Raw genomic sequence first — 25,113 nt, 5'->3', positions numbered from 1 at the left:
CCCGTGTGAAAGTAGGTAATCGTCAGGCTCCCCTTAAAAACCCCTTGTAGCCTTAGCTGCAAGGGGTTTTTGCTTTGCCCGCGCGATTTGCTAATCGCCTCGTCGCTTTTGTGGCGCTCTTGCCGTGCCTTTGCGGAGCAAATCGGCCTTAGGCTCGCGGCAGTGTCTGCAATCTGCCGGCTCTTGGCTTGCTTGCGAGGGCGCCGGCGTGGCTTGAAAGAAAACACGGGGAGATAGCAGCCTCTGACGCTCGTCGGTTGCCTTGTGTTTTCGCACAGCTTGCGGAAGAAGGCGACACGCTTATCCAAAAGTCCCGGCGTCATCGGGTACGGCCCCTTTGAGCAGCCTACTTTCTTATGGATGCGGTCAGCGTGTCGGTGTAGATCGTTACGTCATGCTCCCCGGTGACAATCCTTGCCTTGTCGGTTCGAATTTCTGTGGCTCCCGCCTTAATCACTACCTGGCCTGCGGCTAGCACCGTATTTTCTGCGACGCTTTTCGTCTGATTTTGGGAGTCTGCACTGTTGCGTTGCCATCACGAGGTGAAACGCTAGGTAGATGGATGCCCCGTTTCTCACTTAGGATGCGGCCAAGGGGTTAGCCGTAGTTCGGGGAGCAAAACGGGTGGTCAATCAATATCGGAATAGACGCTACACGAATTGGCGTGTGGGCGTAGCGTGCGTGAGTGCTGCGATAGTGATCTTGGGAATTGCAGGATGCGCACCCTTGGGCTCATCTCCGACGCAGGCGACGATATCCGCTGTGCCGGTGCCTCAAGAGGAGATCGCGCCACTCTCTGCGGCGGTAAATGCCGAGGGCCTTCCGCCGCATTGGGAGACTTATCTCGTCACTCGCAATAAGCGGCTTACCCAGTATGAACAAACCGCCGATAGCGAGGGGATTGCCGTCATCCGCGCGTCGGTGTACGGATCTGCTTCCGGAATCGCACAAAAACTCAATACTCCCGTCTATCCCGGCACAAAGTTGACGTGGCGCTGGCGCGCAGATGCCATGCCCGATCGTGCCGATATTCGCTCCAAGCGATTCGATGACGCTCCCGTGCGTATCGCTCTCGCCTTCGATGGCGATCCTGGGCGACTCACCATGCAGGATCATATGCACCGAGAGCTGGCGCGTATGGTCAGTGGGCGAGAATTGCCTTTCGCCACCCTAATGTACACGTGGGGAGATGACAAGCTCGCAGACAACGAAGTGGTGCCCAATCCATACGCGAGCCGCATTCGCTCAGTTGTCGTCGAGCGCGGCACCTTGAATCTCGGGCGCTGGCAAACGTATTCGCGCGACATCGCGAAGGATTACGAGAAAGCGTTCGGGGAGCCTCCCGGACGTCTGATCGGTATAGCCATCATGAGTGATGGCGACAATACCCAATCCAGGTTCACCGCTTGGTACGGTGACATTCATCTCGATACTGACGGTATTCCCACGACAACTGCGGCGAAATAACGCGATACCTCCGCGTGCAAACTGAAAAAGCCGACAAACAATTGCCGGCTTTTTTGCTTACTTCGCGTACATTCAGCGTAGATTACTTATTTCTTGCGAAATATGTCTCGACCAGCTTGGCCCAGTAGGTGCCACCGAGCGGCAGCAGATCGTCATTGAAATCGTAGCTGGCATTGTGGAGATTGCAGGGCCCAAGGCCGTGTCCGCTGTCTCGATGTGTGCCGTCGCCGTTACCGATGAAGACGTACGCCCCCGGCTTCTCGAGGAGCATGAACGAAAAGTCCTCGGCGCCCATCGTGGGCTCGACCTTGTCGTTGACGTTGTCGTTACCCACCACTTGACGCATTACGTCTGCACAAAGCGCGGCCATCGCAGGTTCGTTGATGGTCGGCGGGTAGTTGCGATGAAACTCGATTTCCGCCGAGCAACCCATCCCCTTCGCGACAAACTCGGAAACCTCGCGAAGCCGACTCTCGATCAAGTCGAGGACTTCGATGGAGAACGTGCGAATCGTGCCGCCCAGCCACGCCAGATCGGGAACTACGTTCGTCGTGTCGCCGGCGTGGATCTGGGTAATGGAGAGTACTGCGGCATCGATCGGGCGCTTATTGCGCGTGAGGATGCTTTGTAGTGCCTGAGCGACCTGTACGGCGGCAATGACCGGGTCGATCCCGGCATTCGGAATGCCGGCGTGCGTGCCCTTGCCGCGAATCGTGATCTTGAATTCGTTGCTGGAGGCCATCATCGGACCAGGGGTCACCGCGAACGTCCCGGTGGGCACGCCCGGCCAGTTGTGCATGCCGAACACCGCTTCTATCGGGAACCGCTCGAAAAGACCATCTTTGATCATCTCTCGCGCACCACCGCCACCTTCTTCGGCGGGCTGGAAAATCAGATAGACGGTGCCATCAAAATTGCGATGCTTCTGAAGGTATTGCGCCGCAGCAAGCAACATGGCCGTGTGACCGTCGTGGCCGCATGCGTGCATCTTGCCTTCATGCTTCGAGGCATGCTCGAAGGTGTTGGCTTCATGGATCGGCAGAGCGTCCATGTCGGCACGCAGCCCGATTGCACGGTCGCTGCTGCCATTCTTGATGATGCCGACAACGCCCGTCTTGCCGAGGCCACGATGGATGGGAATGCCCCACTGAGTGAGCGTTTCCGCGACGACATCGGAGGTACGTTTCTCTTCGAAGCAGAGTTCGGGGTGCGCGTGAATGTCGCGTCGGATAGTCTGGATTTCGCCGCGGGCGGCGTCAATTTCGGGAATGAGCTTCATGACGGGGGTTCCTGCTGAGCGCAATGGCTCATCTTACCCCCTTATGGGAGGTCTGGCATCCCGTTCGGAAATGTCCGACCGGCTTGTCGGATGGGGCTGAAAAAGGGCTCGGAGTCCCCGTGCGGCGGGGCAGTCCACGAATGAACGTAATACAATATCGCCAGCGTCGCACTGTTGCCGGGCGCTGAAATCGGTAGAGAGAGGAGTAGTTGATGACGACCAATACCCACGTCGTTCGGGCCGCTTGCCCGCATGACTGCCCTGACACGTGTGCGCTGCATGTGACGGTGGAAAATGGCGTCGCGATCAAGGTGCAGGGGGATCCCGACCATCCGACGACCAAAGGTGTTCTGTGCACGAAAGTCTCTCGCTATACCGAACGTACCTATCATCCGGATCGCTTGCTGCATCCGCTCAAACGTGTCGGACCTAAAGGAAGCGGGCAGTTCGTCCGGGTGAGCTGGGATGAGGCGCTCGATGAAATCGCCAATCGGCTACGGACGATTGCGGCACGCGAACCCGAGGCAATCCTGCCGTACAGCTACGCAGGCACGATGGGCTTCGTGCAAGGCGAATCGATGGCTGCGCGATTTTTCAACAAGATCGGTGCATCGGACCTCGATCGGACGATCTGTGCGAGCGCCGGCGCCGCAGGGATGCGATATACCTACGGCGCAGGCGTCGGGATGCATGTCGAGCATTTCGTCGATAGCCGGCTGATTTTGATCTGGGGCAGCAACCCCATCACGTCGAGCGTACATTTCTGGACCATTGCGCAAGAAGCGAAACGTCGAGGCGCCAAGCTGATCGCCATCGATCCCTATCGGTCGCTGACAGCGGAGAAATGTCATCAGCACATTGCGTTGCTGCCGGGAACCGACGCAGCGCTCGCACTCGGCATGATGCACGTTCTCATCGCCGAGGATCTCGTCGATCACGAGTATATTGCGCGACATACGGTGGGTTACGCTCAACTCAAGGATCGTGTGCGGCGTTATACGCCCGCTCGCGTTGCCGAAATTTGCGGTATTTCGGAAGAGACGATTACGACGCTTGCGCGCGAGTACGCGAGTGCGAAGCCTGCCGCGATCCGTTTGAACTACGGCATGCAGCGCGCCAAGGGCGGTGGTCAGGCAACACGCGCAGTGGCCTGTCTGCCAGCGCTGATCGGCGCGTGGCGCGATCCGGCCGGTGGACTGCTGATGTCGACCTCCGGATATGCGCCGGTCGATGCCATTGCGCAGGCGCGCCCCGACCTGCGGCCGCGACAGAGCAAGCCCGCACGCGTGGTCAACATGAGTGCGATTGGCGATGCGCTATGTCATCCGGGCGACGCAACTTTCGGGCCCAAGATCGAAGCGCTGGTGGTCTACAACAGCAATCCGGTTGCTGTTGCGCCGGAGTCGGGCAAAGTGGCTGCCGGTTTTGCACGCGAGGATCTCTTCACCGTCGTGCTGGAGCATTTCCAGACAGACACTGCGGATTATGCCGATTTCGTACTGCCTGCTACGACACAACTCGAGCATCTGGATATTCACAAGGCCTATGGCCACACTTATTTGCTAGCCAACAATCCGGCCATCGCCCCGCTCGGCGAGGCGAAACCGAACTCGGAGATCTTTCGTCTCCTGGCCAAACGGATGGGATGGACGGAGCCGTGTTTCTCCGACACCGATGATCAATTGGCTGCGCAATCGATTCGCTGGAGTGACGCGCGCATGGCCGGTTGCGATTGGGAGACGCTCAAGCGTGACGGATGGAGGCGTTACGATTTGCCGGAAGCGCCTTTTGCGAACGGCGAGTTCTACACGCCGTCCGGCAAGTGCGAGTTTTACTCCGAGCGTATGTTGCAAGAGGGATTCGATCCGTTGCCGGATTGGGTGCCGCCGTACGAGTCTGTCGCCAGCAATCCGGAATTGGCGGCACGGTACCCGCTTGCCATGATTTCACCGCCTGCGCGCCACTTTCTGAACTCGAGTTTCGTGAACGTCGATAGTTTGCGCTCCTCGGTTGGTGAGCCGACGCTGGACATCCATCCTTCGGACGCCGCGTCGCGCGGCATCCGGGACGGCGTGGACGTACGTATCTTCAATGATCGCGGCACATTGAACGCCAAGGCGCGGGTGACGGAGAAGGCGCGAGAAGGTGTCGTGGTCGGTCTGTCGATCTGGTGGAAAAAGCTCGCGCCGGACGGCAAGAACGCCAATGAGGTCACAAGCCAGCAGCTTACCGATCTTGGACGGGCACCGACGTTCTACGACTGCTTGGTCGAGGTCGCGCCGGCGTAATGTTTGGCTGATCTCGCGTTGCCGATGAGGGGCCTTTGATGCCGGTCTTGCTTGCGACACGCTTGAAAATCACGCGGTGGATCGTCGGCGTCATCGTGGCTGGTGGTGCGTTGCTCGTACTCTCCGGCTGCGGGCAGATCGGCTATTACGCGCAGTCGATCAATGGCCACTTTACCGTGCTGCATGAAGCGAAGCCGGTGGCTGAGTTGCTTGCCGATCCGGCCGTCGATTCACGGCTGCGCTCACGGTTGGTCGAGGCGGAGCAAATTCGCAGTTACGCCGTATCGGCGTTGGGCGAGCCGGATAACGGCAGTTATCGAAGCTACGCCGACCTCAAACGACCGTTCGTGGTCTACAACGTTTTTGCTGCGCCAGCGCTGTCGCTGAAGCTTCACGAGTCGTGTCTGCTGGTCGTCGGATGTGTCGAGTATCGTGGTTATTACTCGCGCGAGTCTGCCGAGGCCTATGCTGCCGAGTTGCATCGTGACGGTTGGGAGACGTTCGTTGCTGGAATTCCCGCTTACTCGACGCTTGGCTATTTCGACGATCCGCTGCTCAATACCTTCATCTACCTTCCACGGGCGGAAGTGGCGCGCATGATCTTTCATGAATTGGCGCATCAGATTCTGTTCGTGCGCGGTGATACGGCGTTCAATGAGTCGTTCGCCGTGACAGTGGAGACGGTCGGTGTGCGACGTTGGCTGGCGTCGCACCCTGACGCCGCGATGGAGTACGAGCGATACGATGCGCATCGTCGGGCGTTTCGTAAACTGGTGGACGGCTACCGCAAACGTCTTGAGGCCGTATACGGCGGTGCGGCGTCGGATGCCGAAAAAGCGGCGAGCAAAGAGGTATTGTTTGCTCGTATGCGCACGGACTATGACGCGTTGAAAGCCTCTTGGGACGGATACCCGGGCTTCGACCGGTGGTTTGCCACCGACCTGAACAACGCCAAAATCGGCTCTTTCGCGACGTATAACCAATGGGTTCCGGCATTCATGGCGCTACTGGCGCAGGAACACGACGATCTGCCGAAGTTTTACGAAGCAGTCAAGGCAATGTCGAAGCGACCGGAGGCGGAACGGCACGCAGCGCTCGCTGCGCTAGACAAGACGCCGGAGGCCTCAGTGGCGAGACAGACGCTGGACGCGCCGATGCGAGCAGGGCGCTAATCGGACAGCGATGAGTTGGCTTCGGCCAATCTGCGGGGCGGTAGACGGGCGCTATGACGGGCGGTACTGCGGGCGATATGGCGCTTGCCGAATCAACGGTGCCGGTCGCTCCTTACCAGGACCGTCGTTATGTTGTCGGAAGACTGGCTCCTATCGCTTGGCGCGCCGTCAGCGCCGGAGCGACAGATGGCCGACGCAGGACATGGCGACAGCCGCCATCGCGTTGACCCACCGCGTAAGTCTGAAAATCCGTGGCGGCTATCCGCCGCGGCCAGTTGTATGGGGTGGGAGGGCGGACAGCCCTCAAGGAGGGCAGTCTCGCGGGCCTGGCCGACGGAGGCGGCCGTTGCTCACTGCATGAGCCCGAGATCGGCTGAAGATCACCATCCTGAAGCACTCACCTGACTGCGCAGGGAGGGGGATGACCTCGTGGGAAATATGCCTTATGTGCCGCAGGCGACGGATTGCATAGTGCTTGTAGCCCGGTTTTCCATCGGATTTCGTCACGCGATCACAGATTTGAGGTCACCGAGCAGCGAGTAGAGCTGTCGGCGTTGATCTTCGGGAAGTCTGCCCAAGCGCTCCTCGATCCACTCTTCATGGGCGCGCGCCATATTGGAGAACGCCTTCTTTCCCCGAGGGGTGAGCTTGATCAGGAATGCCCGTCGGTCATTGACGACCGTCTCGCGCGTCACCCAGCCCTCCTTTTCCAACTGGTCCGTAATGCCGGTTACGTTGCCGCCCGTCACCATCATCCGCTTGCTCAATTCCCCCATCTTCAGCCCTTCCGGATGGCGGTCCAGTTGCGCGAGCAGATCGAAGCGCGGCAGCGTGCAATCGAACTCCTGACGCAGGCGCGAACGGATATCCGTCTCGATCATGTTGGCGCAGGTGAGCAGCCGCAACCACAGGCGAAGCGCATCGTGCTCACGGTCGTGGGCTCGCGTTTCGAGATCGAGAGAGTCGGAGTCGGCGAGGCTCATGGTCACGGGATGAAAAATTTACAGTGTGGAAATTTTAGGTTTGAAATAAACGCGCGGTCAAGCCGGAGGAGTTACGGAGGGCATTGACGACGCAGGTCGTTCGCAGACCACGTTCCCGAATCGGGTTTCGTTATGGCGTAACGACCTGAAGTCGCTTCGACTCGTCTGACATTCGACATCAGGCTCGTGCAGTGTTCGGCCAATAAAAAAGGGCACCCGAAGGTGCCCTTTCGTCAAAGCTTAAGTGACAGAAACTGTCAGCTTAGAACTTGTGACGGATACCAGCCGTGACGGCGAACTGGTTGCTGCTCTGCGAGTAGCCCAGGCCGCTCAGCGATGCGCCGCCAGGAGCGTCGTCGTTGGCGTGTTGCCACAGACCAACCAGGTACGTGTCCGTGCGCTTCGACAGGAAGTAGTCGACGCCCAGGTTGACTTGGTGGTACTTCGGCGACGTGCCGTTCTTGTTGCCGATCGTGCCATTGATCGTCGACCACGTGTACGTGTACGAAGCACCCAGTTGCAGAGCCGGGGTCAGCATGTACTTGGCGTTGATTTCGGCGTTGTCAAACTTCCAGCTGCCACCACCGACGTATTGGTACACGCTATGAGCGTACACCAGGCCGAGCGTAGCCGGACCGAAGGCGTACGAACCGCCTGCCGATGCGATCCATGCCTTGTCGCTAGCGCCGCCAGCCGTCATGACGGACGTGGTGTCGTTACCGTTCAGGCTGGAGGAATTGTTCATCAACGAGCCGGAGTTGTTGCTACCCGGCGAGCCGAGGTACAAGTAGCCAGCGCCGAACGACGCAGGGCCGTTTGCGTAGCCGAGACCGAACGAGTAAGCGCGGTTGTTGGCGAAACCCGTGCCCGTCGAGCCGTTGCTGGCCGAGTTCGAGAAGCTGTACAGACCGCCGGCGCTGAAGCCGTTGTAGTTAATGGTCGTGTACTTGACCGAGTTGTTCAGGCGGAACGAGTTGTTCAGGTTGTCGTTATCGAACGGGTGAGCGCCCGCGAACGTTGCCCACTGGCTGCCCGCAGCGTACGGACCCACGAAGTCAACCACGGAATCGTACTGGCGACCGATGGTCAGCGTACCAGCCGTTGCGCTGCTCAGACCAACGTAAGCTTGACGACCGAACATGCGGCCGTTCTGGCCCAGCGTGCCGTTGCCCAGGTTGAAGCCGTTTTCCAAGACGAAGATCGCCTTCAGGCCGCCACCGAGGTCTTCAGCACCCTTCAGGCCCCAACGCGAACCTTGCAGGTTGCCGTTGGCGAACTGGAAGTTCTTCGATGCGTTGGCGGTGCTGGACGTGTTACCGCCCGTCTTGCTGACGTATTGCAGGCCAGCGTCGATGATACCGTACAGGGTCACGGTGCTTTGAGCGTGAGCAGCGCCAGCGAATGCGCCGAGCACACCCAGAGCGAGAAGCGACTTTTTCATTGAGTGATCTCCAAAGGATTGTGAGATTTGTTTAACAAGGTCACTAGTGATAACGTCCTTGCTAATCAACTTCGCGAGAAGTTGGACGTAATGTAACAAATTCACTTTAGGCGGCAAAGGAAAAGGCCGGTTTTACGCGGGTTTGCGACGGGTTTTGTTTCGTTTACGCAACAGCCCGAAAACCGGCTTCCGGCGGGGATTTCGCGTGTTTGCGCCCGCGCAAGGTGCGCCGGATAAAGGGGCGTATCATCGGCGGCGGGCGCGAAGGAATCGTCCAGCGTTCCACATAGTGAAAGATTTAAGCGAGTTGAAAGTACGATGTTCTCCGACAGTCTGATCTCCGAACTAGACCGTGGTCTGCGTGCGATCGCGGGCATTACCCAAGCCTCCCGTCCGGCTCCCGAAGCGGCCCCCTCCCTCAACAGCGATATCGCCGTCGGCGACGACGCGTTGACACTTGAGGAGCGGCGTCACGTTGCTGGGTTGATGCGGGTGAACCACGTCGGGGAAGTGTGCGCGCAGGCGCTGTATCAGGCGCAGAAGCTGGCGACGAAGCGACGGGCGCTACGGGCGGCCTTCGAGCACGCGGGCAAGGAGGAGGAGGATCATCTGGCGTGGACGGCTCATCGTTTGTCGGAACTCGGCTCGCGCCCCAGCCTGCTCAATCCGCTTTGGTACGCCGGCGCATTTGCCATCGGTTTCGTCGCCGGCAAGTGCGGCGACAAGGTGAGCCTGGGGTTCATGTCGGAGACGGAACGTCAGGTCGAGCATCATCTCGAGAGCCATCTCGACGCGCTGCCCCCGCACGATCTGCGCTCGCGCGCCATCGTCGATCAGATGCGTCTCGACGAGATCGCGCATGGTCAGGCTGCCCGCGACGCCGGCGGTGTTGAGCTGCCCGCGCCGGTGCAGCGCGTCATGCGTGCTGCCGCCAAGGTCATGACGACGACCGCCTACTATATATAGTGTGTCGGTAAACGGCCCTGAAATACGCCCCCGAAAGCCCCCTACCTCCTGAATCGACCTCCCTTCGCGTGACGCGCGTCGGCCAGCCATGGTGTGGCTTCGGCACGGCGTGAGTGCGCACTACCCGGTATCGATAGTGATGGCGGGCCTCCCACGAGGCGACGCCCGAAATATGAGGTTCCACTTTCACTATCGCACTTATGTCATTAATTTTCCTGACAAAATTCCGTTTTCTCGCTTTAGGAAAGTGAGCTAAGTCATTGTTCTGTCTACCAAATTCCCTTCGAAAAACGGGTGAAACGCTTGACCGGCCATACACTCTCCTCTAAAGTGGGAAATAGTGTGAGAAAGTGTATTTTTGTGTGGCGTAGGGCACAAAATCTTTCTCTTTCGGCATGACGGGCAGGCGGACGAAACCTCACGGGAGCGCACGTGTTTCAGGGAGCCTCGGCACTTTCACTGGATGCGAAGGGACGGATGTCGATTCCGGCCCGGCATCGTGACGTGCTTCAGGGCGACGCTGAAGGCAAGGTGACGATTACCAAGCACCCGGATGGATGTCTGTTGCTGTTCCCGCGTCCCGAATGGGAAATCTTTCGCGGCAAGATCGCCGCACTGCCGATGGACGCGCACTGGTGGCGACGCATCTTCCTGGGCAATGCGGCCGATGTCGAGATGGATTCGGCGGGTCGCGTCCTGGTGGCGCCGGAGTTGCGTGCGGCTGCGGGCATGGACAAGGAAGTCATGCTGCTGGGCATGGGCAGTCATTTTGAACTCTGGGATGCCGCGACGTATGCCGCCAAGGAACAGGCGGCGATGGCGCAGGGTATGCCTGAGGCACTGAAGAACTTCACTTTTTGACAGATCAGGTGGTCCGACGAGCATGGCGCACGCGGTGGAAACGGTAATGCAGCACCGCACGGTCCTGCTGGAGGAGGCCGTGGATGCCTTGCTGTGGCGCGACGATGGCGTATACGTCGACGGCACATTCGGCCGGGGCGGGCACAGTCGCAGGCTGCTCGAACGGCTGGGCGACAAGGGCAGGCTGATCGCGTTCGACAAGGACCCCCAAGCGATCGCGGAGGCGGCAAAGATTGCCGATCCGCGATTTTCGATTGAGCACGACAGCTTCGCGACATTGCGTGAAACGTTGGCCCGGCGCGGTATTGGGAAAGTGTCGGGTGTCTTGCTGGACCTGGGGGTTTCGTCGCCGCAATTCGACGACCCCGCACGTGGATTCAGTTTTCGTTTCGACGGCCCGCTCGACATGCGCATGGATCCCACGCGCGGCGAGTCGGCTGCCGACTGGCTGGCCCGGGCAACGCTGGAAGAAATGACGGAGGTCATCAAAGACTATGGGGAAGAACGGTTTGCTTTTCAGATTGCAAAGGCGCTTGTTGCTCGCCGGGCAGACGCCGACCGCCTCGGGCCTCTCGTCAGTACACGCGAGCTTGCCGCGATCGTGGCGGGCGCCGTCAAGACCCGTGAGAAGGGCAAGGACCCGGCAACACGTACCTTTCAGGCTCTACGGATTCACGTCAATCAAGAGCTTGCGGACCTGCAAATAGCACTCGATGGGGCGGCCGATGTCCTCGAAACGGGAGGCAGACTCGTGGCGATCAGCTTTCATTCGCTGGAAGACCGTATCGTGAAGCGCTTCATGCAAGCGCGATCGAGCGCGCCGGCGGTGGACCGCCGCGTGCCGTTGCGCGCCCACGAGATCCCCGAACCGCCGTTCAAGGCCGGTCGCAAGATCAAGCCGTCCGCCGCCGAGGTGGAGGCGAACCCGCGTTCGCGCTCTGCGATCATGCGGGTCATGGAGCGGGTGTCGTCATGAGCCGGCTCAATATTCTTCTGCTCGCGCTGCTCATCGGCTGCGCGCTCTCCCTGATCAATGCGCAGTACCGCGCGCGTGGCACGTTCGTCGAACTGAACCGCGAACAGGCGCTCGAGCATCAACTGTTGCAGGATTGGGATCGTCTTCAGTACGAGCAGAGCGCGCAAAGCAAAAGTGCCCGGATCGAGAGCGTGGCCCGCAGCGACCTGAAGATGCAGGCTGTCTCGCCGGGCCGCACGCAGTATCTGTCTGCCCCGGCCGGCAGTGCCGGGGCGATGGTGGATGTGCCCGTGCCGAGCGCGAGCGCGGCGTCCGCCCCTGCGAGCGGAGGCAAGCGATGATTCGCCGCAAAGACGCCAAGGCCAAGACCAAGGATGTGCAGTTCTCTGCCAGCCCGGTCCTGTCCGTGCGTCTGCCGATGTGGCGCTCGAAGCTGCTCGTTTTCGTGATCTTCGGCGCCTTCGCGTCGCTGGTCGCGCGCGCCTTCTGGATTCAGGGGCCGGGCAACGCTTTCTATCAACGTCAGGGCGAGAGCCGTTACGAACGCACGCTGGAGATGTCCGCCACGCGCGGCAAAGTGTTCGACCGTAACGGACAGGTGCTTGCCACCAGTTTGCCCGTCAAGGCGATCTGGGCGATTCCGGAAGACGTACCCGACGACGTTTCGGCGGAGCAAGTGCGCAAGCTCGCACGTCTGCTCGAAATGAGCGAGCCGGATCTGCGCCGCAAATTCAATCAGGAAAAGAGCTTCGTCTACGTGAAGCGTCAGGTCCTGCCGGACGTTGCCAAACAAGTGGCCGATCTCGACATCCCCGGTGTGTATCAGCGCAAGGAATACAAGCGTTTCTATCCGGAAGGCGAGATCGCGGCGCACGTGGTTGGTTTCACGAACGTCGAGGACATCGGGCAGGAAGGCGTCGAGTTGTCGATGCAGCGGGATCTGGCCGCAACGCCGGGCAGCCGCCGGGTGATCAAGGACCGTCTCGGACGCGTGGTCGAGGATCTCGACATTCTGGCGCAGCCGCGCGACGGCCACGACATCACGCTCTCGATCGACAGCAAGATCCAGTTCCTCGCGTATAGCGAACTCAAAGACGCCATCGAGCGCACCGGCGCCAAAGCCGGTAGCGCCGTAGTACTCGATGTGCGTACGGGCGAAGTGCTCGCGCTGGTCAATCTGCCGACGTACAACCCTAACAACCGCACCAATCTGACCGGGGCGCAACTGCGTAACCGTGTCATCACCGACACGTTCGAACCCGGCTCGATCATGAAGCCGATCACCATCGCCGCCGCGATCGAGAACGGCTATGTGAAGCCGACGTCGACGGTGATGACCACGGGCCGCGCCAACTTCTTCGGCGCGAACATTACCGATACGCACGACTACGGCCTGCTGACAGTGGCCGGCGTCATTCAGAAGTCGAGCAACATCGGCACCGCGAAGATCGCGTTGCAGATGAAGCCGCAGGAAATGTGGGACATGTTCACCAGCGTCGGTCTCGGTCAGGCGCCCAAGCTCGGTTTCCCGGGCGCCGTGGCGGGACGTCTGCGTCCGGCCAAGAGCTGGCGTCCGATCGAGCAGGCGACGATGGGGTATGGCTACGGTCTGTCGGCTTCGCTGATCCAGCTGGCGCGCGCATACACGGTCTTCGCCCATGACGGCGAATTGCTGCCCATCTCCATCTACAAGACGGACGGCAGCGTCGTGAAGGGAACGCCGGTGATCTCGCCGGCGACCGCACGCGAAGTGCGCAAGATGCTCGAAATGGTCACGTCGCCGGGCGGCACCGCCACGCGCGCTCAGGTGATCGGCTATCGCGTGGGTGGCAAGACCGGTACGGCTTACAAGCAATCAGGCAAGGGTTACGACAAGAGCAAGTATCGGGCGTCGTTCGTCGGCATGGCGCCGATGTCCGAGCCGCGCATCATTGTCGCCGTAACGCTCGATGAGCCGGGACGCGGTTCGCACTACGGCGGTGTGGCGGCAGGTCCTGCGTTCGCATCGATCGTGGGGGGAACGCTGCGCGCGCTGAATGTGGTGCCGGATTCGCCGGTGACCAAGCTCGTCGTGAGCGACAAGGTGGAGGAGAGCGAGCCATGGGCACCGTGACCCCGACGTCGCGCAATCCCGCGACGATCTCCATGATCGCAGACGCCGCCGAGCGCGCCACCCTCGCACAGGCGTGGGATTGGCTGCGCCGTACGGTCCCGGCAGGCGCCACGTTGCACGCCGACAGCCGTCGCGTGACCCCGGGCGACGTGTTCGTGGCGTATGCCGTCAAAGGCGCCGACAGTCGTGGCTTCATCGCCGACGCCGTCGAGCGCGGCGCGGCTGCCGTGCTCTGGCAGAGCGACGGCTTTACGTGGCCGGCGCAGTTGACCAGCCTCGCGAACGTGCCGCAATTCGGGGTGCCGCGTCTGGACGGGCTCGCCGGTCCGCTGGCGTCGCTTTGGTACGGCGAGCCGAGCGTCGGGATGACGATGCTGGGTGTGACCGGGACCAACGGCAAGACGTCGTGCAGCCAGTGGCTGGCGCAATTGCTGACGAAGACGAACGTCCGTAGCGCAGTGATCGGTACGCTGGGCAGCGGCTTCCCGGGCCATCTCACGGTCACGGGTTTTACGACGCCCGACGCCGTTCAGTTGCAGCGCAGCCTCGACGATCTGCGCGCGCAAGGTGCGGCAGCGGTCGCGATGGAGGTGTCGTCGCACGGCTTGTATCAGGGGCGTGTCAACGGCGTAGCCTTCGATGTCGCCGTATTTACCAATCTGACGCAGGACCACCTCGATTACCACGGCACGATGGCCGAGTACGAGGCGGCGAAGACGCGTCTGTTCGACTGGCCGGGCCTGAAGGCCGCCGTGATCAATCGCGACGACGCGATGGGGCAGCGTCTGCTGGCCCGTCTTGCCGGGAAGACACCGGTATTCGAGTACGGCATTCACGGCGCGGCAACGTCGGCGCATGGCAACCGCGTGTTGCGAGCCGAGGATATTCGGGCGACTACAGTGGGCACGCGCTTTACGTTGCACATCGATGATCAGAGCCAGCAAGTCACGGTGCCGTTGATCGGTGAGTTCAACGTGAGCAACGCATTGGCCGTATTGGGTGCTGCACTGGCCTCGGGTGTTGCGCAGGATGCCGCCATCGCCGGGCTCGCCACGCTTGCCCCGGTCTCCGGCCGAATGGAGCAGATCGGGCAGCCCGGGCAGCCGCTGGTCGTGATCGACTACGCACACACGCCCGATGCGCTCGACAAGACGCTCGCCGCGCTGCGGCCGGTGACGGAGGCGCGTGGCGGCAAGCTCGTCTGCGTGTTCGGTTGCGGTGGAGATCGCGATGCCGGCAAGCGTCCGCAGATGGGCGCCGTGGCCGAGCGTCTCGCAGACGCCATCGTGCTCACGAGCGATAACCCGCGTACCGAGGTGCCAGCCGACATCATGGCGCAGATCGCCGCAGGTCTGACGCAGCCCGACGCGGCGCGTCGCATCGAAGACCGCGCCAGTGCGATTCTTCAGGCCGTGCGCGGCGCGCAACCGGCGGATGTCGTGCTCATCGCGGGCAAGGGACACGAAAGTACACAGGAAATCATGGGTAAGAAGCGGCCGTTCTCCGATCAGGAACACGCGCGTCTGGCTCTCGCCGCGCGTGCGACCACTGTGCGCGGAGGTGGCGAATGACACAGACGATGCCGACCTTGCCGGTCATGTGGCAACTGGGCGACGCCCAGGCCGCGGTTGCCGAATCGCAGGTGATCGGCGCGCCGTCGACGGCGTTCGCACGCATCGTGACGGACAGCCGCTCGGTGCAGCCGGGCGATCTGTTCGTGGCGCTCAAGGGGGAGCGTTTCGACGCGCACGACTTCCTGGCGGACGTAGCGCGCGCCGGCGCTGCCGCCGTGGTCGCCACGCGCGTGCCGGAAGGCTTCGGGACGCCGGCGCTGCTCGTGCCGGATACACGCATTGCGTTGGGTGAACTGGCTGCCGCATGGCGCCGCCGCTTCGCGGTGCCCGTGGTGGCGGTGACCGGCAGCAACGGCAAGACGACCGTCAAGGAAATGATCTCGGCGATCTTTGCCGAGGCGGTCGGCGCGGATGCGCGTCTGGCGACTGCCGGCAACTTCAATAACGATATCGGTTTGCCGCTGACGCTGTTCCGCCTGAAGGACAGCGACAAGCTGGCGGTGCTCGAACTCGGGATGAACCACCCGGGCGAAACCGCCTATCTGGCGAAGATCGCGCAGCCGACGGTGGCCGTCATCAATAACGCGCAGCGCGAACATCAGGAATTCATGGTGAGCGTGGCGGCCGTGGCCGAGGAGCATTCGGCCGTGCTGGCGGCGCTGCGTGAGGACGGTGCAGCGGTCTTCCCGGCCGAGAGCGAATTCGCACCGATGTGGCGTGCGGTGGCGGGCAAGCGTCGTGTGCTGGATTTCGCGCTCGATACGCGTGCCGCCGTCTCGGGCCGCTACGACGTGGCAACGCGCGTGCTGCGCGTAGCATCGCCTGCGGGTGAGTTTTCGCTCACGTTGCCGCTGCTCGGCGAACACAACGCGCGTAACGCGCTGGCGGCGATTGCGTGCGCACTGGGCGCGCACGTCGACATCGGGTCGATCGTTCGGGCACTTGAGGCGTTTTCCGCCGTCAAAGGCCGTCTCCAGGTGTCGACGCTCTCGAAGGGGCCGCTCGCAGGTGTCACGCTGATCGACGACACCTATAATGCGAACCCCGATTCCGTACGGGCTGCCATCGACGTACTCGCCCAAACCCCCGCCCCGCGCGTGCTGGTGCTGGGCGATATGGGCGAAGTCGGCGATAACGGTCCCGCATTCCATCGCGAGGTGGGCGAATACGCTGCACATCGCGGTATCGATCGCCTGCTGGCGCTGGGTGAACAGACGCAGGCCAGCGTTGCCGCATTCGGCGACGGCGGCGAACATTTTTCGGATGTGACCGATGTCGCGCCGCTCGTGGCGAGGTTGAATGCCACGCTGAGCGCGCCGGCCACGGTGTTGGTGAAGGGAAGCCGCTTCATGCGGATGGAGCGCGTGCTGGAACAGTTGCGCGCGACAACGGAAAGCGGGGGCGGCGACGCCCCGGCCAAGTGATAAAGGATTGATGGAATGTTGCTGACGTTAGCGCAATGGCTGCAAGCGGATGCGAGCTATTTGCGCGTGTTCAACTACCTGACGTTTCGGGCCGTGATGGCAAGCCTCACGGCGCTGGTGATCGGGCTCTCGTTCGGGCCGATGGTCATTCGCAAGCTCGCCGAAATGAAGGTGGGCCAGGCCGTGCGCACCGACGGCCCGCAGACCCACCTCGTGAAGTCGGGCACGCCCACGATGGGCGGCGTGCTGATTCTCATCGGCATTACCGTCGCTACGTTGCTCTGGGCGGATCTGAGCAACCGTTTCATCTGGATCGTGCTGCTCGTGACGCTGGGCTTCGGCATCATCGGCTGGATCGACGATTACCGGAAGGTCGTCTACAAGGACCCGCGCGGCATGTCGTCGCGCGAAAAGTATTTCTGGCAATCGATCATCGGTCTGTTCGCCGCGATTTATCTGGCGTTCTCGGTGTCGGAGACGAGCAACCTGAAGGTCTTCGAGCTGTTTATCAGCTGGGTGCGCAACGGCTTCCCGCTCGATCTGCCGCCGAAAGCGGACTTCATCGTGCCGTTCTTCAAGACGATGAGCTACCCGCTGGGCGTGTTCGGCTTCATCGCGCTGACTTACTTTGTCATCGTAGGCTCGTCCAACGCCGTTAACCTCACCGACGGTCTCGACGGTCTGGTGATCATGCCGGTGGTGCTCGTCGGCGCGGCGCTCGGTGTGTTCGCTTACGTGATGGGCAACGTCGTGTACTCGAAATACTTGCTGTTCCCCCACATCCCCGGCGCGGGCGAGCTGCTCGTGTTCTGCTCGGCCATGTCGGGCGCGGGACTCGCGTTTCTGTGGTTCAACACGCACCCGGCGCAGGTCTTCATGGGCGACGTGGGCGCGCTGGCGCTCGGCGGCGCGCTGGGCACCGTGGCCGTGATCGTGCGCCAGGAAGTCGTGCTCTTCGTGATGGGTGGCGTGTTCGTGGCGGAAACCCTCTCGGTGATGCTGCAAGTGACCTGGTTCAAGTACACCAAGAAGCGGTTCGGCGAAGGGCGGCGCATCTTCAAGATGGCGCCGCTGCATCACCACTTCGAGTTGTCCGGGTGGAAGGAGACGCAGGTGGTGGTCCGCTTCTGGATCATCACGCTGATGCTGGTGCTCATCGGGCTGTCGACGCTGAAGCTGCGCTGACGTTCCGGGATTCCGGCAAACGGCCGGTCGATAGACGGAGATGGAGAGCGACGTCGCGAAACTGCGAGGTCGCTTTCGCGCAAGGTTGGACTAAAGGTAGGGCCGCTCGCGCCGATAGCAGTAGGTCGGTGTCATTGAAGCGATGCATTCGTAGGTTGTTTGAATCGATAAAAAGGAAAGAGCGACGTGTTCGGCGAGAAGTTTGGTGAATCCTGGCAACCGCGTGTCCTGATCCTGGGTCTGGGAGAGTCCGGCCTGGCGATGGCGCGTTGGTGCGCGCGTTACGGCTGCCGAGTACGGGCGGCCGATACGCGCTTTGCATCGTCGGATACGCCGCCGAACCTCGTGACGCTGCGTGTTGACGCACCGCAGGCAGAGTTCGTCGGCGGCGCGCTCTTCGATCAGATCGACACGTTGCTCGCCGATATCGAACTCATCGGCATCAGTCCGGGGTTGTCGCCGCTCGCCCCCGATGTGGCGGCGCTGCTGGCCGTTGCCGCCGAGCGCGACATTGCGGTGTGGGGCGAGATCGAGTTCTTCGCGCAGGCGCTGCGTCACATGCAGACGACGAGCGGTTATGCGCCGAAGGTGCTCGCCATCACCGGTACGAACGGCAAGACCACGACGACCAGCCTCACGGGGCTGCTGTGCCGTCGCGCAGGCAAGCGTACGGCCGTTGCGGGCAACATCAGCCCGTCGGCGCTCGACCGTCTGAGCGAGTGCATTGCCGACGCCACGCTGCCCGACGTCTGGGTGCTCGAACTCTCCAGTTTCCAGTTGGAGACGACGCATTCGCTCGCGCCCGATGCGGCTGCGATCCTCAATATCACCCAAGACCATCTGGACTGGCATGGCGACATGGACGCCTATGCCAACGCCAAGGCGCGCATTTTCGGTGAGCACACGGTACGCGTGCTCAACCGGGACGATGCGCGCGTGATCGCTTTCGCTTCGCCCGAGGCCAATGTCGTGACCTTCGGCTCGGGCAAGCCGGATGCCGTGGGCGACTTCGGCCTCGAGATGGAAGGCGGTATGTCGTGGCTGGTCGAGGGCTTCACGCGCGACGATGCGCCGCCGGCACCGAAGCGGCGCAAGGCCGGTACGCCGGAGGCGGCGCTCGAGGTGCTGGGCAAGCGCCTGATGCCGGCCGATGCGCTGCGCATTCGCGGTCAGCACAATGCGTTGAACGCACTGGCCGCGCTCGCACTCGCCCGCGCGATCGACCTGCCGCTTGCCAAGCTTCTGCACGGTTTGCGCGAATATCCGGGCGAGCCGCACCGTGTGCAACTGATCGCCACGATCAACGAAGTCGAGTTTTACGACGATAGCAAGGGTACCAACGTCGGCGCGACCGTCGCGGCGATCACCGGGCTGGAGAAAAAGCTGCTCCTGATCGTCGGTGGCGACGGCAAGGGGCAGGACTTCTCGCCGCTGGCCAATCCCGTCGCGCATCATGCGCGTGCCGTGTTGCTCATCGGTCGCGACGCGCCGCTGCTGCGCGAAGCGCTGACCGACACGGGCGTCGATCTGATCGACGCCCCGACGCTCGAAGACGCAACGCGCGAGGCCGCACGTCTGGCACAACCCGGCGACGCCGTGTTGCTCTCGCCGGCCTGCGCGAGCTTCGACATGTTCCGCAACTACGAACATCGCGCACAAGTGTTTCGCGACGCCGTGGTTGATCTGGCCGCCGACGCGGGGGTGATGCTATGAACCGTATCAAGTCGTTCTTCAGCAAGAAGCGTCAGGCCGGTTTCGCCGGCGCGGGCGCGGCCACTGCGCCGGGCGCCGCCACGACTGCGGCGAACCGCACGCTCGGCAACATCAAGCCGACGCGCTCGCGCATGCTCGAATACGACCATGCCCTCGTGTGGGTCGTGATCTCGCTGCTCTCGCTCGGGCTGATCATGGTGTATTCGGCGTCGGTCGCGCTGCCGGACTCGCCCAAGTACAGCGGCTATTCGACGTACCACTTTCTCGGCCGTCACATCGTGTCGCTGACGATCGGCCTGGTCGCGGCGGTCGTCACGTTCCGGATTCCGGTCAAGACGATGGACCGGCTTGCGCCGAAACTTTTCCTGCTGGCGCTGCTGCTGCTGGTGATCGTGCTGATTCCGCACGTGGGCAAGGGCGTGAACGGCTCCAAGCGCTGGATTCCGTTCGGCGTGCTCAATCTCCAGCCATCGGAAATCATGAAGCTCGCGGTCACGTTGTACGCCGCGAACTATACGGTGCGCAAACAGGAGTTCATGCAGAGCTTCGGCAAGGGCTTCCTGCCGATGGGGATCGCCGTGGTGTTCGTCGGCCTGTTGCTGCTGCTCGAACCGGACATGGGCGCGTTCATGGTGGTGGCGGCCATCGCCATGGGCATTCTGTTCCTGGGCGGCGTGAACGGGCGTCTGTTCGGTGGGCTGGCGCTCACCGCCGTGGGCACGTTCGCGATGCTGATCTGGCTGTCGCCCTGGCGCCGTGAGCGGATTTTCGCGTATCTCGATCCGTGGCGCGAAGACTATGCGCTGGGCAAGGCCTATCAGCTCACGCACTCGCTCATCGCGTTCGGACGCGGCGAGTGGACCGGTGTCGGGCTCGGCGGCAGCATCGAGAAACTGCACTACCTGCCCGAGGCGCATACCGACTTCATCCTCGCGGTGATCGGCGAGGAGTTCGGCTTCGTGGGCGTGCTCGTCGTCATCCTGCTCTTTTACTGGCTGGTGCGCCGCGCGTTCGAAATCGGACGTCAGGCCCTGGCGCTCGAACGTACATTCGCCGGCCTCCTGGCCAAGGGCGTGGGCGTGTGGCTTGGGGCGCAGACCTTCATCAACATGGGCGTGAATCTGGGCCTGCTGCCGACCAAGGGGCTCACGTTGCCGCTGGTCAGCTATGGCGGCTCGGGCATCTTGCTTAACTGTGTGGCCGTAGCGATTTTGCTGCGGGTGGATTACGAAAACCGCGTGCTGATGCGGGGAGGAAAAGTATGACCGAGCACGCTACCGCGATGCCGGCACCGGAGACGAAGACCCGCACGCTGCTGGTGATGGCCGGCGGCACGGGCGGTCACGTCTTTCCGGGGCTCGCGGTCGCCAACTTCCTGCGTGTGCAGGGGTGGCGCGTGGTCTGGCTCGGCAACCCGGCCGGGATGGAAGCGACGCTTGTGCCGAAGTACGACATTCCGATGGAGTTCGTGAAGTTCGGCGGGCTGCGGGGCAAGGGGCTGATGACGAAGCTGCTGTTGCCGCTCAACTTGCTGCGCGCGTTCTGGCAAAGCCTCGGCGCGGTGCGTCGCGCCAAGCCGAACGTGGTGCTCGGGATGGGCGGTTACATCACGTTCCCGGCGGGGATGATGGCGTCGCTGCTCGGGCGTCCGCTGGTGCTGCACGAGCAGAACTCGGTCGCAGGCATGGCGAACAAGGTGCTCGCACGCGTGGCGGACAAGGTGCTGCTTGCGTTTCCGGACACCATTGCCGGCGGCGAGTGGGTCGGCAATCCGATCCGCGTGGACTTCGACGAGATGGTGTCGCCGGCAGAACGCTACAACGCGCGTACCGGCCCGCTGCGCATTCTCGTGGTGGGCGGAAGTCTGGGCGCCACGGTGCTCAACGAGATCGTGCCGAAGGCGCTGGCGAAGCTGCCGCGCGACGAACGTCCGCAGGTCACGCATCAGGCGGGCGTCAAACATATTCAGACGTTGCAGGCGAATTACGCCGCAGCGGGGGTGACGGTCGAAGCGGTGCCGTTCATCGACAACATGGTCGCGGCCTACGCCGGAGCGGATCTGGTGATCTGCCGGGCGGGCGCGATGACGGTGGCCGAAGTGGCCGCGGCGGGCGTGGCGGCGCTGTTCGTGCCGTTCCCCCATGCGGTCGACGACCATCAGACCACGAATGCACGTTTCCTCGCCGACCAGGGCGCGGCAACGCTGATCGACCAGCGCGAGCTGTCGGTCGAGACCCTGGCCGAGTGGCTGCGCCGTCAGACGCGCGAATCGCTGCTCGCGATGGGAGAGAAAGCCAGGGCGCTCGCCAAGCCGGACGCCACCGAGCACGTGGCGCGCGTGTGCGCGGCTCTGGCCAAGGATTGAAATGAAACACATCGTCAAACACATTCACTTCGTCGGCATCGGCGGCTCGGGCATGAGCGGCATTGCCGAGGTGTTGCTCAACCTGGGATATCAGGTGAGCGGCTCCGATCTCGGCGACAACGCGGTGACGCAGCGCCTCGCGAGCCTCGGCGCGCACATCGCACGCGGCCATGCCGCGCAGAACATCGAGGGCGCGGACGCCATCGTCGTGTCGACCGCCATCACGGCAGACAACCCGGAACTGCTCGCGGGCCGCGCCCGCCAGATTCCGATCGTGCCGCGCGCACTCATGCTCGCGGAACTCATGCGTCTGAAGCAGGGCGTGGCCATTGCCGGCACCCACGGCAAGACGACCACGACCAGTCTGGTGGCGAGCGTGCTGGCGCAAGGCGGGCTGGACCCGACATTCGTGATCGGCGGTCGTCTGAACAGCGCCGGTGCGAACGCCAAGCTCGGCACGGGTGACTTCATCGTGGTCGAGGCGGACGAATCGGACGCGTCGTTCCTGAACCTGAATCCGGTCATCGAGGTCATCACGAACATCGATGCCGACCACATGGATACCTACGGGCACGACTTCGCCCGTCTGAAGCAGTCGTTCGTGGCATTCACGCAGCGCCTGCCTTTCTATGGCATCGCCGTGTTGTGTGTGGACGATCCGAACGTGCGCGAGATCCTGCCGTTCGTCTCGAAGCCGATCGTGCGTTACGGCCTGTCGGAAGATGCGCAGGTGCGCGCCGTTGACGTGCGTGCCGATGCCGGTCAGATGCGCTTCACGGTCCTGCGCCAGTTCGGTGCGGGTGCTGCGCCGCTCGACATCACGCTCAATCTGCCGGGCGAGCACAACGTGCGCAATGCGCTGGCCGCGATTGCGATTGCGACCGAACTCGAAGTGCCGGACGCCGCAATTCAGCAGGCGCTGGCGGAATTCAACGGCGTGGGGCGGCGTTTTCAGCGTTATGGCGAGATCGTACTGCCGAAGTCCAGCGGTGCCGGCGCCTTCACGCTGATCGACGACTACGGTCATCACCCGGTCGAAATGGCGGCAACGCTCGCTGCGGCACGCGGCGCGTTTCCGGGACGCCGCATCGTGCTGGCCTTCCAGCCGCACCGTTATACACGTACGCGCGACTGCTTCGAAGACTTCGTGAAGGTGCTCTCGGATGCGGACGCCGTGGTGCTGGGCGAAGTGTATTCGGCCGGCGAGGCGCCCATCGTGGCCGCTGACGGTCGTGCGCTGGCGCGTGCATTGCGCGTGGCCGGCAAGGTCGAACCGGTTTTCGTGGAGGATGTCGCGCAACTGCCCGACGCCATTCTGCAAGTCGCCCGTGCGGGCGATGTCGTGATCACCATGGGTGCCGGCTCCATCGGCGCGGTGCCCGGCAAGTTGCAAGTTCAGCAAGGAGTTTGACGTGAGTGCTTTCGATCCGAAACGTTTCGGCAAGGTTGGCGTCCTGATGGGCGGGCGCTCGGCCGAGCGTCAGATCTCGCTGATTTCGGGCAATGGCGTGCTCGACGCCCTGCGCTCGCGCGGCGTAGACGCACATGCGTTCGACACCGGCATGCTCGATCTCGCGGCGCTCGCGGCGCAGAAGTTCGATCGCGTGTTCATCGCGCTGCATGGCCGCTATGGCGAAGACGGCACGCTGCAAGGCGCGCTGGAGCATCTGGGCATTCCGTACACCGGCAGTGGCGTGTTGGCCTCCGCGCTGGCGATGGACAAGGAAATGACCAAGCGCATCTGGATCAACGAAGGGCTGCCGACGCCGCGCTTCACGATGCTGCATGCCGATACCGATTTCGACGCCGTTGCGCGCGACCTCGGCCTGCCGCTCATCGTCAAGCCGTCGCGCGAGGGCTCGACCATCGGGCTCACGAAGGTCACGCAGGCGTCGCAACTGAAGGCGGCGTTCGAGAAGGCGGTGGCGCTCGATCCGGACGTGCTCGCCGAAGAGTTCATCGATGGCGACGAGCTGACCGTGCCGGTACTCGGCATGGGCACCAAGGGCGCGAATGCCGCGCGTTCGTTGCCGGTGATCCGCATCGTCGCCCCTGACGCGAACTACGACTACCAGAACAAGTACTTCAAGGACGACACGCGATACGAATGCCCGCCGCCGTTGTCGGTGTCCTTGCAGGAGGAAGTGCAGCGCCTCGTGTTGCGCGCCTATCTCGTGCTGGGCTGCCGAGGCTGGGCCCGTGCCGACGTGATGCTGCGCAAGCGCGACAACAAGCCGTACCTGTTGGAGATCAATACGTCGCCGGGCATGACCGGTCACTCGCTGGTGCCGATTTCGGCACGCGTGGCGGGCCTGTCGTACGAAGACCTGGTGGTTGAAATTCTGGCAACTGCGACGCTCGATCTGCACCCGAACGCGCAGTGGAAGCCTGAGTGAGCCGAGTCGAACATTGAACGCGTTGAAGAACGCCCTGATACGGAAAGCAAATCGCCATGTGGCACAACGTACGCCTGCTCAACGCCATCGCGAGTGCGCTCGTCGCACTCGTCGTGCTGGCGGCGCTCGCGGCGGGCGGCCATTGGCTGATCCAGCGTCCGATTTTCACGCTCAAGGCGATTCAGATCGACGGAGATGTCTCGCACATCAACGGTCCGACGTTGCGTGCGAATGCGGTCTCGCGACTGAAAGGCAATTTCTTCACGATCGATCTGGACGCCACGCGAGCCGCGTTCGAGGCGGTGCCCTGGGTGCGTCATGCGAGCGTGCGCCGGGTCTGGCCGAACCAGCTTGCGGTGACGATCGAGGAGTACAAGCCGCTGGCCACGTGGAACGACGGTCGTCTGGTGAGTGTGGATGGCGAGCTTTTCGCCGCGAACCTGGCGGAAGCCGAGGACGAGGGCAAGTTGCCGGAGTTCGCGGGGCCGCCGGGCAGCGAGAAAGATGTGACGGCGCGGTACTACGACTTCTTGAAGTGGTTCGCGCCGCTGAATATGAAACCCGAAGCGGTCACGCTGTCGAATCGTTACGCGTGGGGCGTGCGACTCGCCGGCGGCGTGCAACTGGCGCTGGGACGGGAACGCACACCCGAGACCCTCGCCACGCGCAGCCGGCGCTTCGTGCAGGCGTATCCGCAGGTGGCGGCGCGCTGGGGGAATCAGATCGAGTATGCCGATCTGCGGTACCCGAACGGTTTTGCAGTGCGTGCCGCGGGCATGCGTTTCTTGAGCGAAGAACAGGCCAAGAAGCTTGCCGCGACACCCGTGCAAAAGCGGGATTCGCAGAAGCCGGCAGCGAAACCTGCCGCCCCGGCAAAGCGAAGCCAGTGAGACTTCAGGACTTACACACG

20 protein-coding genes are annotated in these 25,113 nt (G+C 62.5%); 17 read left to right on the top strand and 3 right to left on the bottom strand.

Features of this window, described 5'->3' with window-relative positions:
* Window positions 1-762 precede the first annotated feature (762 nt).
* Window positions 763-1,467 carry a DUF3047 domain-containing protein gene (locus PAN31108_RS21935; RefSeq protein ID WP_174995094.1) on the top strand — a complete coding sequence of 235 codons (705 nt, stop codon included), beginning with the start codon at window positions 763-765 and terminating at the stop codon, window positions 1,465-1,467.
* Window positions 1,468-1,549: 82 nt separating this feature from the next.
* Here PAN31108_RS21935 and PAN31108_RS21930 read toward each other — a convergent pair whose 3' ends face one another.
* Window positions 1,550-2,746 (bottom strand): M20 aminoacylase family protein, encoded by a 1,197-nt coding sequence (locus PAN31108_RS21930; RefSeq protein ID WP_150670881.1) that lies wholly within the window; start codon window positions 2,744-2,746, stop codon window positions 1,550-1,552.
* A gap of 212 nt (window positions 2,747-2,958) precedes the next feature.
* Between PAN31108_RS21930 and PAN31108_RS21925 the strand changes: the two genes are divergently transcribed.
* On the top strand, window positions 2,959-5,034 hold the full coding sequence (locus tag PAN31108_RS21925) for a molybdopterin-containing oxidoreductase family protein (protein WP_150670880.1): 2,076 nt from the start codon (window positions 2,959-2,961) through the stop codon (window positions 5,032-5,034).
* 38 nt (window positions 5,035-5,072) lie between these two features.
* Entirely contained in the window at window positions 5,073-6,206 is a 1,134-nt protein-coding gene (locus PAN31108_RS21920; protein ID WP_150670879.1) for an aminopeptidase, read from the top strand.
* A gap of 503 nt (window positions 6,207-6,709) precedes the next feature.
* On the opposite strand, the gene PAN31108_RS21915 is transcribed toward PAN31108_RS21920, so the two are convergent.
* Both PAN31108_RS21915 and PAN31108_RS21910 read right to left on the bottom strand, forming a co-directional pair.
* Window positions 6,710-7,189 (bottom strand): MarR family winged helix-turn-helix transcriptional regulator, encoded by a 480-nt coding sequence (locus tag PAN31108_RS21915; protein WP_150670878.1) that lies wholly within the window; start codon window positions 7,187-7,189, stop codon window positions 6,710-6,712.
* A 262-nt stretch (window positions 7,190-7,451) separates the two neighbouring features.
* Window positions 7,452-8,630: a porin gene (locus PAN31108_RS21910; RefSeq protein ID WP_150670877.1), complete on the bottom strand. Its 1,179-nt coding sequence runs from the start codon at window positions 8,628-8,630 to the stop codon at window positions 7,452-7,454.
* Window positions 8,631-8,948: 318 nt separating this feature from the next.
* Between PAN31108_RS21910 and coq7 the strand changes: the two genes are divergently transcribed.
* From coq7 to PAN31108_RS21840, 14 genes are all read left to right on the top strand, one after another.
* The gene (gene coq7 / locus PAN31108_RS21905; RefSeq protein ID WP_150670876.1) at window positions 8,949-9,596 is read left to right on the top strand and encodes a 2-polyprenyl-3-methyl-6-methoxy-1,4-benzoquinone monooxygenase; all 648 of its coding nucleotides are present in this window, start codon (window positions 8,949-8,951) and stop codon (window positions 9,594-9,596) included.
* A 432-nt stretch (window positions 9,597-10,028) separates the two neighbouring features.
* Entirely contained in the window at window positions 10,029-10,457 is a 429-nt protein-coding gene (gene mraZ / locus PAN31108_RS21900; protein ID WP_010806918.1) for a division/cell wall cluster transcriptional repressor MraZ, read from the top strand.
* A 22-nt stretch (window positions 10,458-10,479) separates the two neighbouring features.
* The gene (rsmH, locus tag PAN31108_RS21895) at window positions 10,480-11,433 is read left to right on the top strand and encodes a 16S rRNA (cytosine(1402)-N(4))-methyltransferase RsmH (protein ID WP_150670875.1); all 954 of its coding nucleotides are present in this window, start codon (window positions 10,480-10,482) and stop codon (window positions 11,431-11,433) included.
* Window positions 11,430-11,774, top strand: coding sequence for a cell division protein FtsL (ftsL, locus tag PAN31108_RS21890; RefSeq protein WP_150670874.1), 345 nt, complete (start codon window positions 11,430-11,432; stop codon window positions 11,772-11,774). The genes rsmH and ftsL overlap by 4 nt, the downstream gene beginning before the upstream one ends.
* Entirely contained in the window at window positions 11,771-13,546 is a 1,776-nt protein-coding gene (locus tag PAN31108_RS21885; protein WP_150670873.1) for a peptidoglycan D,D-transpeptidase FtsI family protein, read from the top strand. Before ftsL ends, PAN31108_RS21885 begins: the two co-directional genes overlap by 4 nt.
* Before the next feature lie 32 nt (window positions 13,547-13,578).
* The gene (locus PAN31108_RS21880; RefSeq protein WP_150670888.1) at window positions 13,579-15,117 is read left to right on the top strand and encodes a UDP-N-acetylmuramoyl-L-alanyl-D-glutamate--2,6-diaminopimelate ligase; all 1,539 of its coding nucleotides are present in this window, start codon (window positions 13,579-13,581) and stop codon (window positions 15,115-15,117) included.
* Window positions 15,114-16,544, top strand: coding sequence for a UDP-N-acetylmuramoyl-tripeptide--D-alanyl-D-alanine ligase (locus tag PAN31108_RS21875; protein WP_246184083.1), 1,431 nt, complete (start codon window positions 15,114-15,116; stop codon window positions 16,542-16,544). The genes PAN31108_RS21880 and PAN31108_RS21875 overlap by 4 nt, the downstream gene beginning before the upstream one ends.
* Window positions 16,545-16,559: 15 nt before the next feature.
* Entirely contained in the window at window positions 16,560-17,729 is a 1,170-nt protein-coding gene (mraY, locus tag PAN31108_RS21870) for a phospho-N-acetylmuramoyl-pentapeptide-transferase (RefSeq protein ID WP_046289872.1), read from the top strand.
* A 186-nt stretch (window positions 17,730-17,915) separates the two neighbouring features.
* Entirely contained in the window at window positions 17,916-19,442 is a 1,527-nt protein-coding gene (gene murD, locus PAN31108_RS21865) for a UDP-N-acetylmuramoyl-L-alanine--D-glutamate ligase (protein ID WP_150670872.1), read from the top strand.
* Entirely contained in the window at window positions 19,439-20,707 is a 1,269-nt protein-coding gene (gene ftsW / locus PAN31108_RS21860) for a putative lipid II flippase FtsW (protein ID WP_150670871.1), read from the top strand. Before murD ends, ftsW begins: the two co-directional genes overlap by 4 nt.
* On the top strand, window positions 20,704-21,807 hold the full coding sequence (gene murG / locus PAN31108_RS21855; protein ID WP_174995093.1) for an undecaprenyldiphospho-muramoylpentapeptide beta-N-acetylglucosaminyltransferase: 1,104 nt from the start codon (window positions 20,704-20,706) through the stop codon (window positions 21,805-21,807). The genes ftsW and murG overlap by 4 nt, the downstream gene beginning before the upstream one ends.
* Before the next feature lies 1 nt (window position 21,808).
* Entirely contained in the window at window positions 21,809-23,218 is a 1,410-nt protein-coding gene (murC, locus tag PAN31108_RS21850; RefSeq protein ID WP_150670870.1) for a UDP-N-acetylmuramate--L-alanine ligase, read from the top strand.
* A gap of 1 nt (window position 23,219) precedes the next feature.
* A complete protein-coding gene (locus tag PAN31108_RS21845; RefSeq protein ID WP_150670869.1) occupies window positions 23,220-24,203 on the top strand; it encodes a D-alanine--D-alanine ligase in 984 nt (327 codons plus the stop codon).
* Between the two features lie 56 nt (window positions 24,204-24,259).
* The gene (locus PAN31108_RS21840; protein WP_150670868.1) at window positions 24,260-25,093 is read left to right on the top strand and encodes a cell division protein FtsQ/DivIB; all 834 of its coding nucleotides are present in this window, start codon (window positions 24,260-24,262) and stop codon (window positions 25,091-25,093) included.
* The last annotated feature ends 20 nt before the right edge of the window (window positions 25,094-25,113 follow it).

The sequence above is a fragment of the Pandoraea anhela genome, from assembly GCF_902459655.1.
Classification (GTDB): domain Bacteria; phylum Pseudomonadota; class Gammaproteobacteria; order Burkholderiales; family Burkholderiaceae; genus Pandoraea; species Pandoraea anhela.
Note: the sequence above shows the minus strand (reverse complement) of the source record. Positions and strands in the feature narration are given on the sequence as shown.

What these genes read in the sequence shown, in the direction of transcription:
- coq7 (WP_150670876.1), top strand. Translation starts at nt 8,949, where the DNA reads ATGTTCTCCGACAGTCTGATCTCCGAACTAGACCGTGGTCTGCGTGCG.
- murG (WP_174995093.1), top strand. Translation starts at nt 20,704, where the DNA reads ATGACCGAGCACGCTACCGCGATGCCGGCACCGGAGACGAAGACCCGC.
- murC (WP_150670870.1), top strand. Translation starts at nt 21,809, where the DNA reads ATGAAACACATCGTCAAACACATTCACTTCGTCGGCATCGGCGGCTCG.
- PAN31108_RS21840 (WP_150670868.1), top strand. Translation starts at nt 24,260, where the DNA reads ATGTGGCACAACGTACGCCTGCTCAACGCCATCGCGAGTGCGCTCGTC.
- PAN31108_RS21920 (WP_150670879.1), top strand. Translation starts at nt 5,073, where the DNA reads ATGCCGGTCTTGCTTGCGACACGCTTGAAAATCACGCGGTGGATCGTC.
- ftsL (WP_150670874.1), top strand. Translation starts at nt 11,430, where the DNA reads ATGAGCCGGCTCAATATTCTTCTGCTCGCGCTGCTCATCGGCTGCGCG.
- PAN31108_RS21915 (WP_150670878.1), bottom strand. Translation starts at nt 7,189, where the DNA reads ATGAGCCTCGCCGACTCCGACTCTCTCGATCTCGAAACGCGAGCCCAC.
- PAN31108_RS21880 (WP_150670888.1), top strand. Translation starts at nt 13,579, where the DNA reads ATGATCGCAGACGCCGCCGAGCGCGCCACCCTCGCACAGGCGTGGGAT.
- rsmH (WP_150670875.1), top strand. Translation starts at nt 10,480, where the DNA reads ATGGCGCACGCGGTGGAAACGGTAATGCAGCACCGCACGGTCCTGCTG.
- PAN31108_RS21925 (WP_150670880.1), top strand. Translation starts at nt 2,959, where the DNA reads ATGACGACCAATACCCACGTCGTTCGGGCCGCTTGCCCGCATGACTGC.
- PAN31108_RS21910 (WP_150670877.1), bottom strand. Translation starts at nt 8,630, where the DNA reads ATGAAAAAGTCGCTTCTCGCTCTGGGTGTGCTCGGCGCATTCGCTGGC.
- mraY (WP_046289872.1), top strand. Translation starts at nt 16,560, where the DNA reads ATGTTGCTGACGTTAGCGCAATGGCTGCAAGCGGATGCGAGCTATTTG.
- ftsW (WP_150670871.1), top strand. Translation starts at nt 19,439, where the DNA reads ATGAACCGTATCAAGTCGTTCTTCAGCAAGAAGCGTCAGGCCGGTTTC.
- PAN31108_RS21930 (WP_150670881.1), bottom strand. Translation starts at nt 2,746, where the DNA reads ATGAAGCTCATTCCCGAAATTGACGCCGCCCGCGGCGAAATCCAGACT.
- PAN31108_RS21885 (WP_150670873.1), top strand. Translation starts at nt 11,771, where the DNA reads ATGATTCGCCGCAAAGACGCCAAGGCCAAGACCAAGGATGTGCAGTTC.
- PAN31108_RS21875 (WP_246184083.1), top strand. Translation starts at nt 15,114, where the DNA reads ATGACACAGACGATGCCGACCTTGCCGGTCATGTGGCAACTGGGCGAC.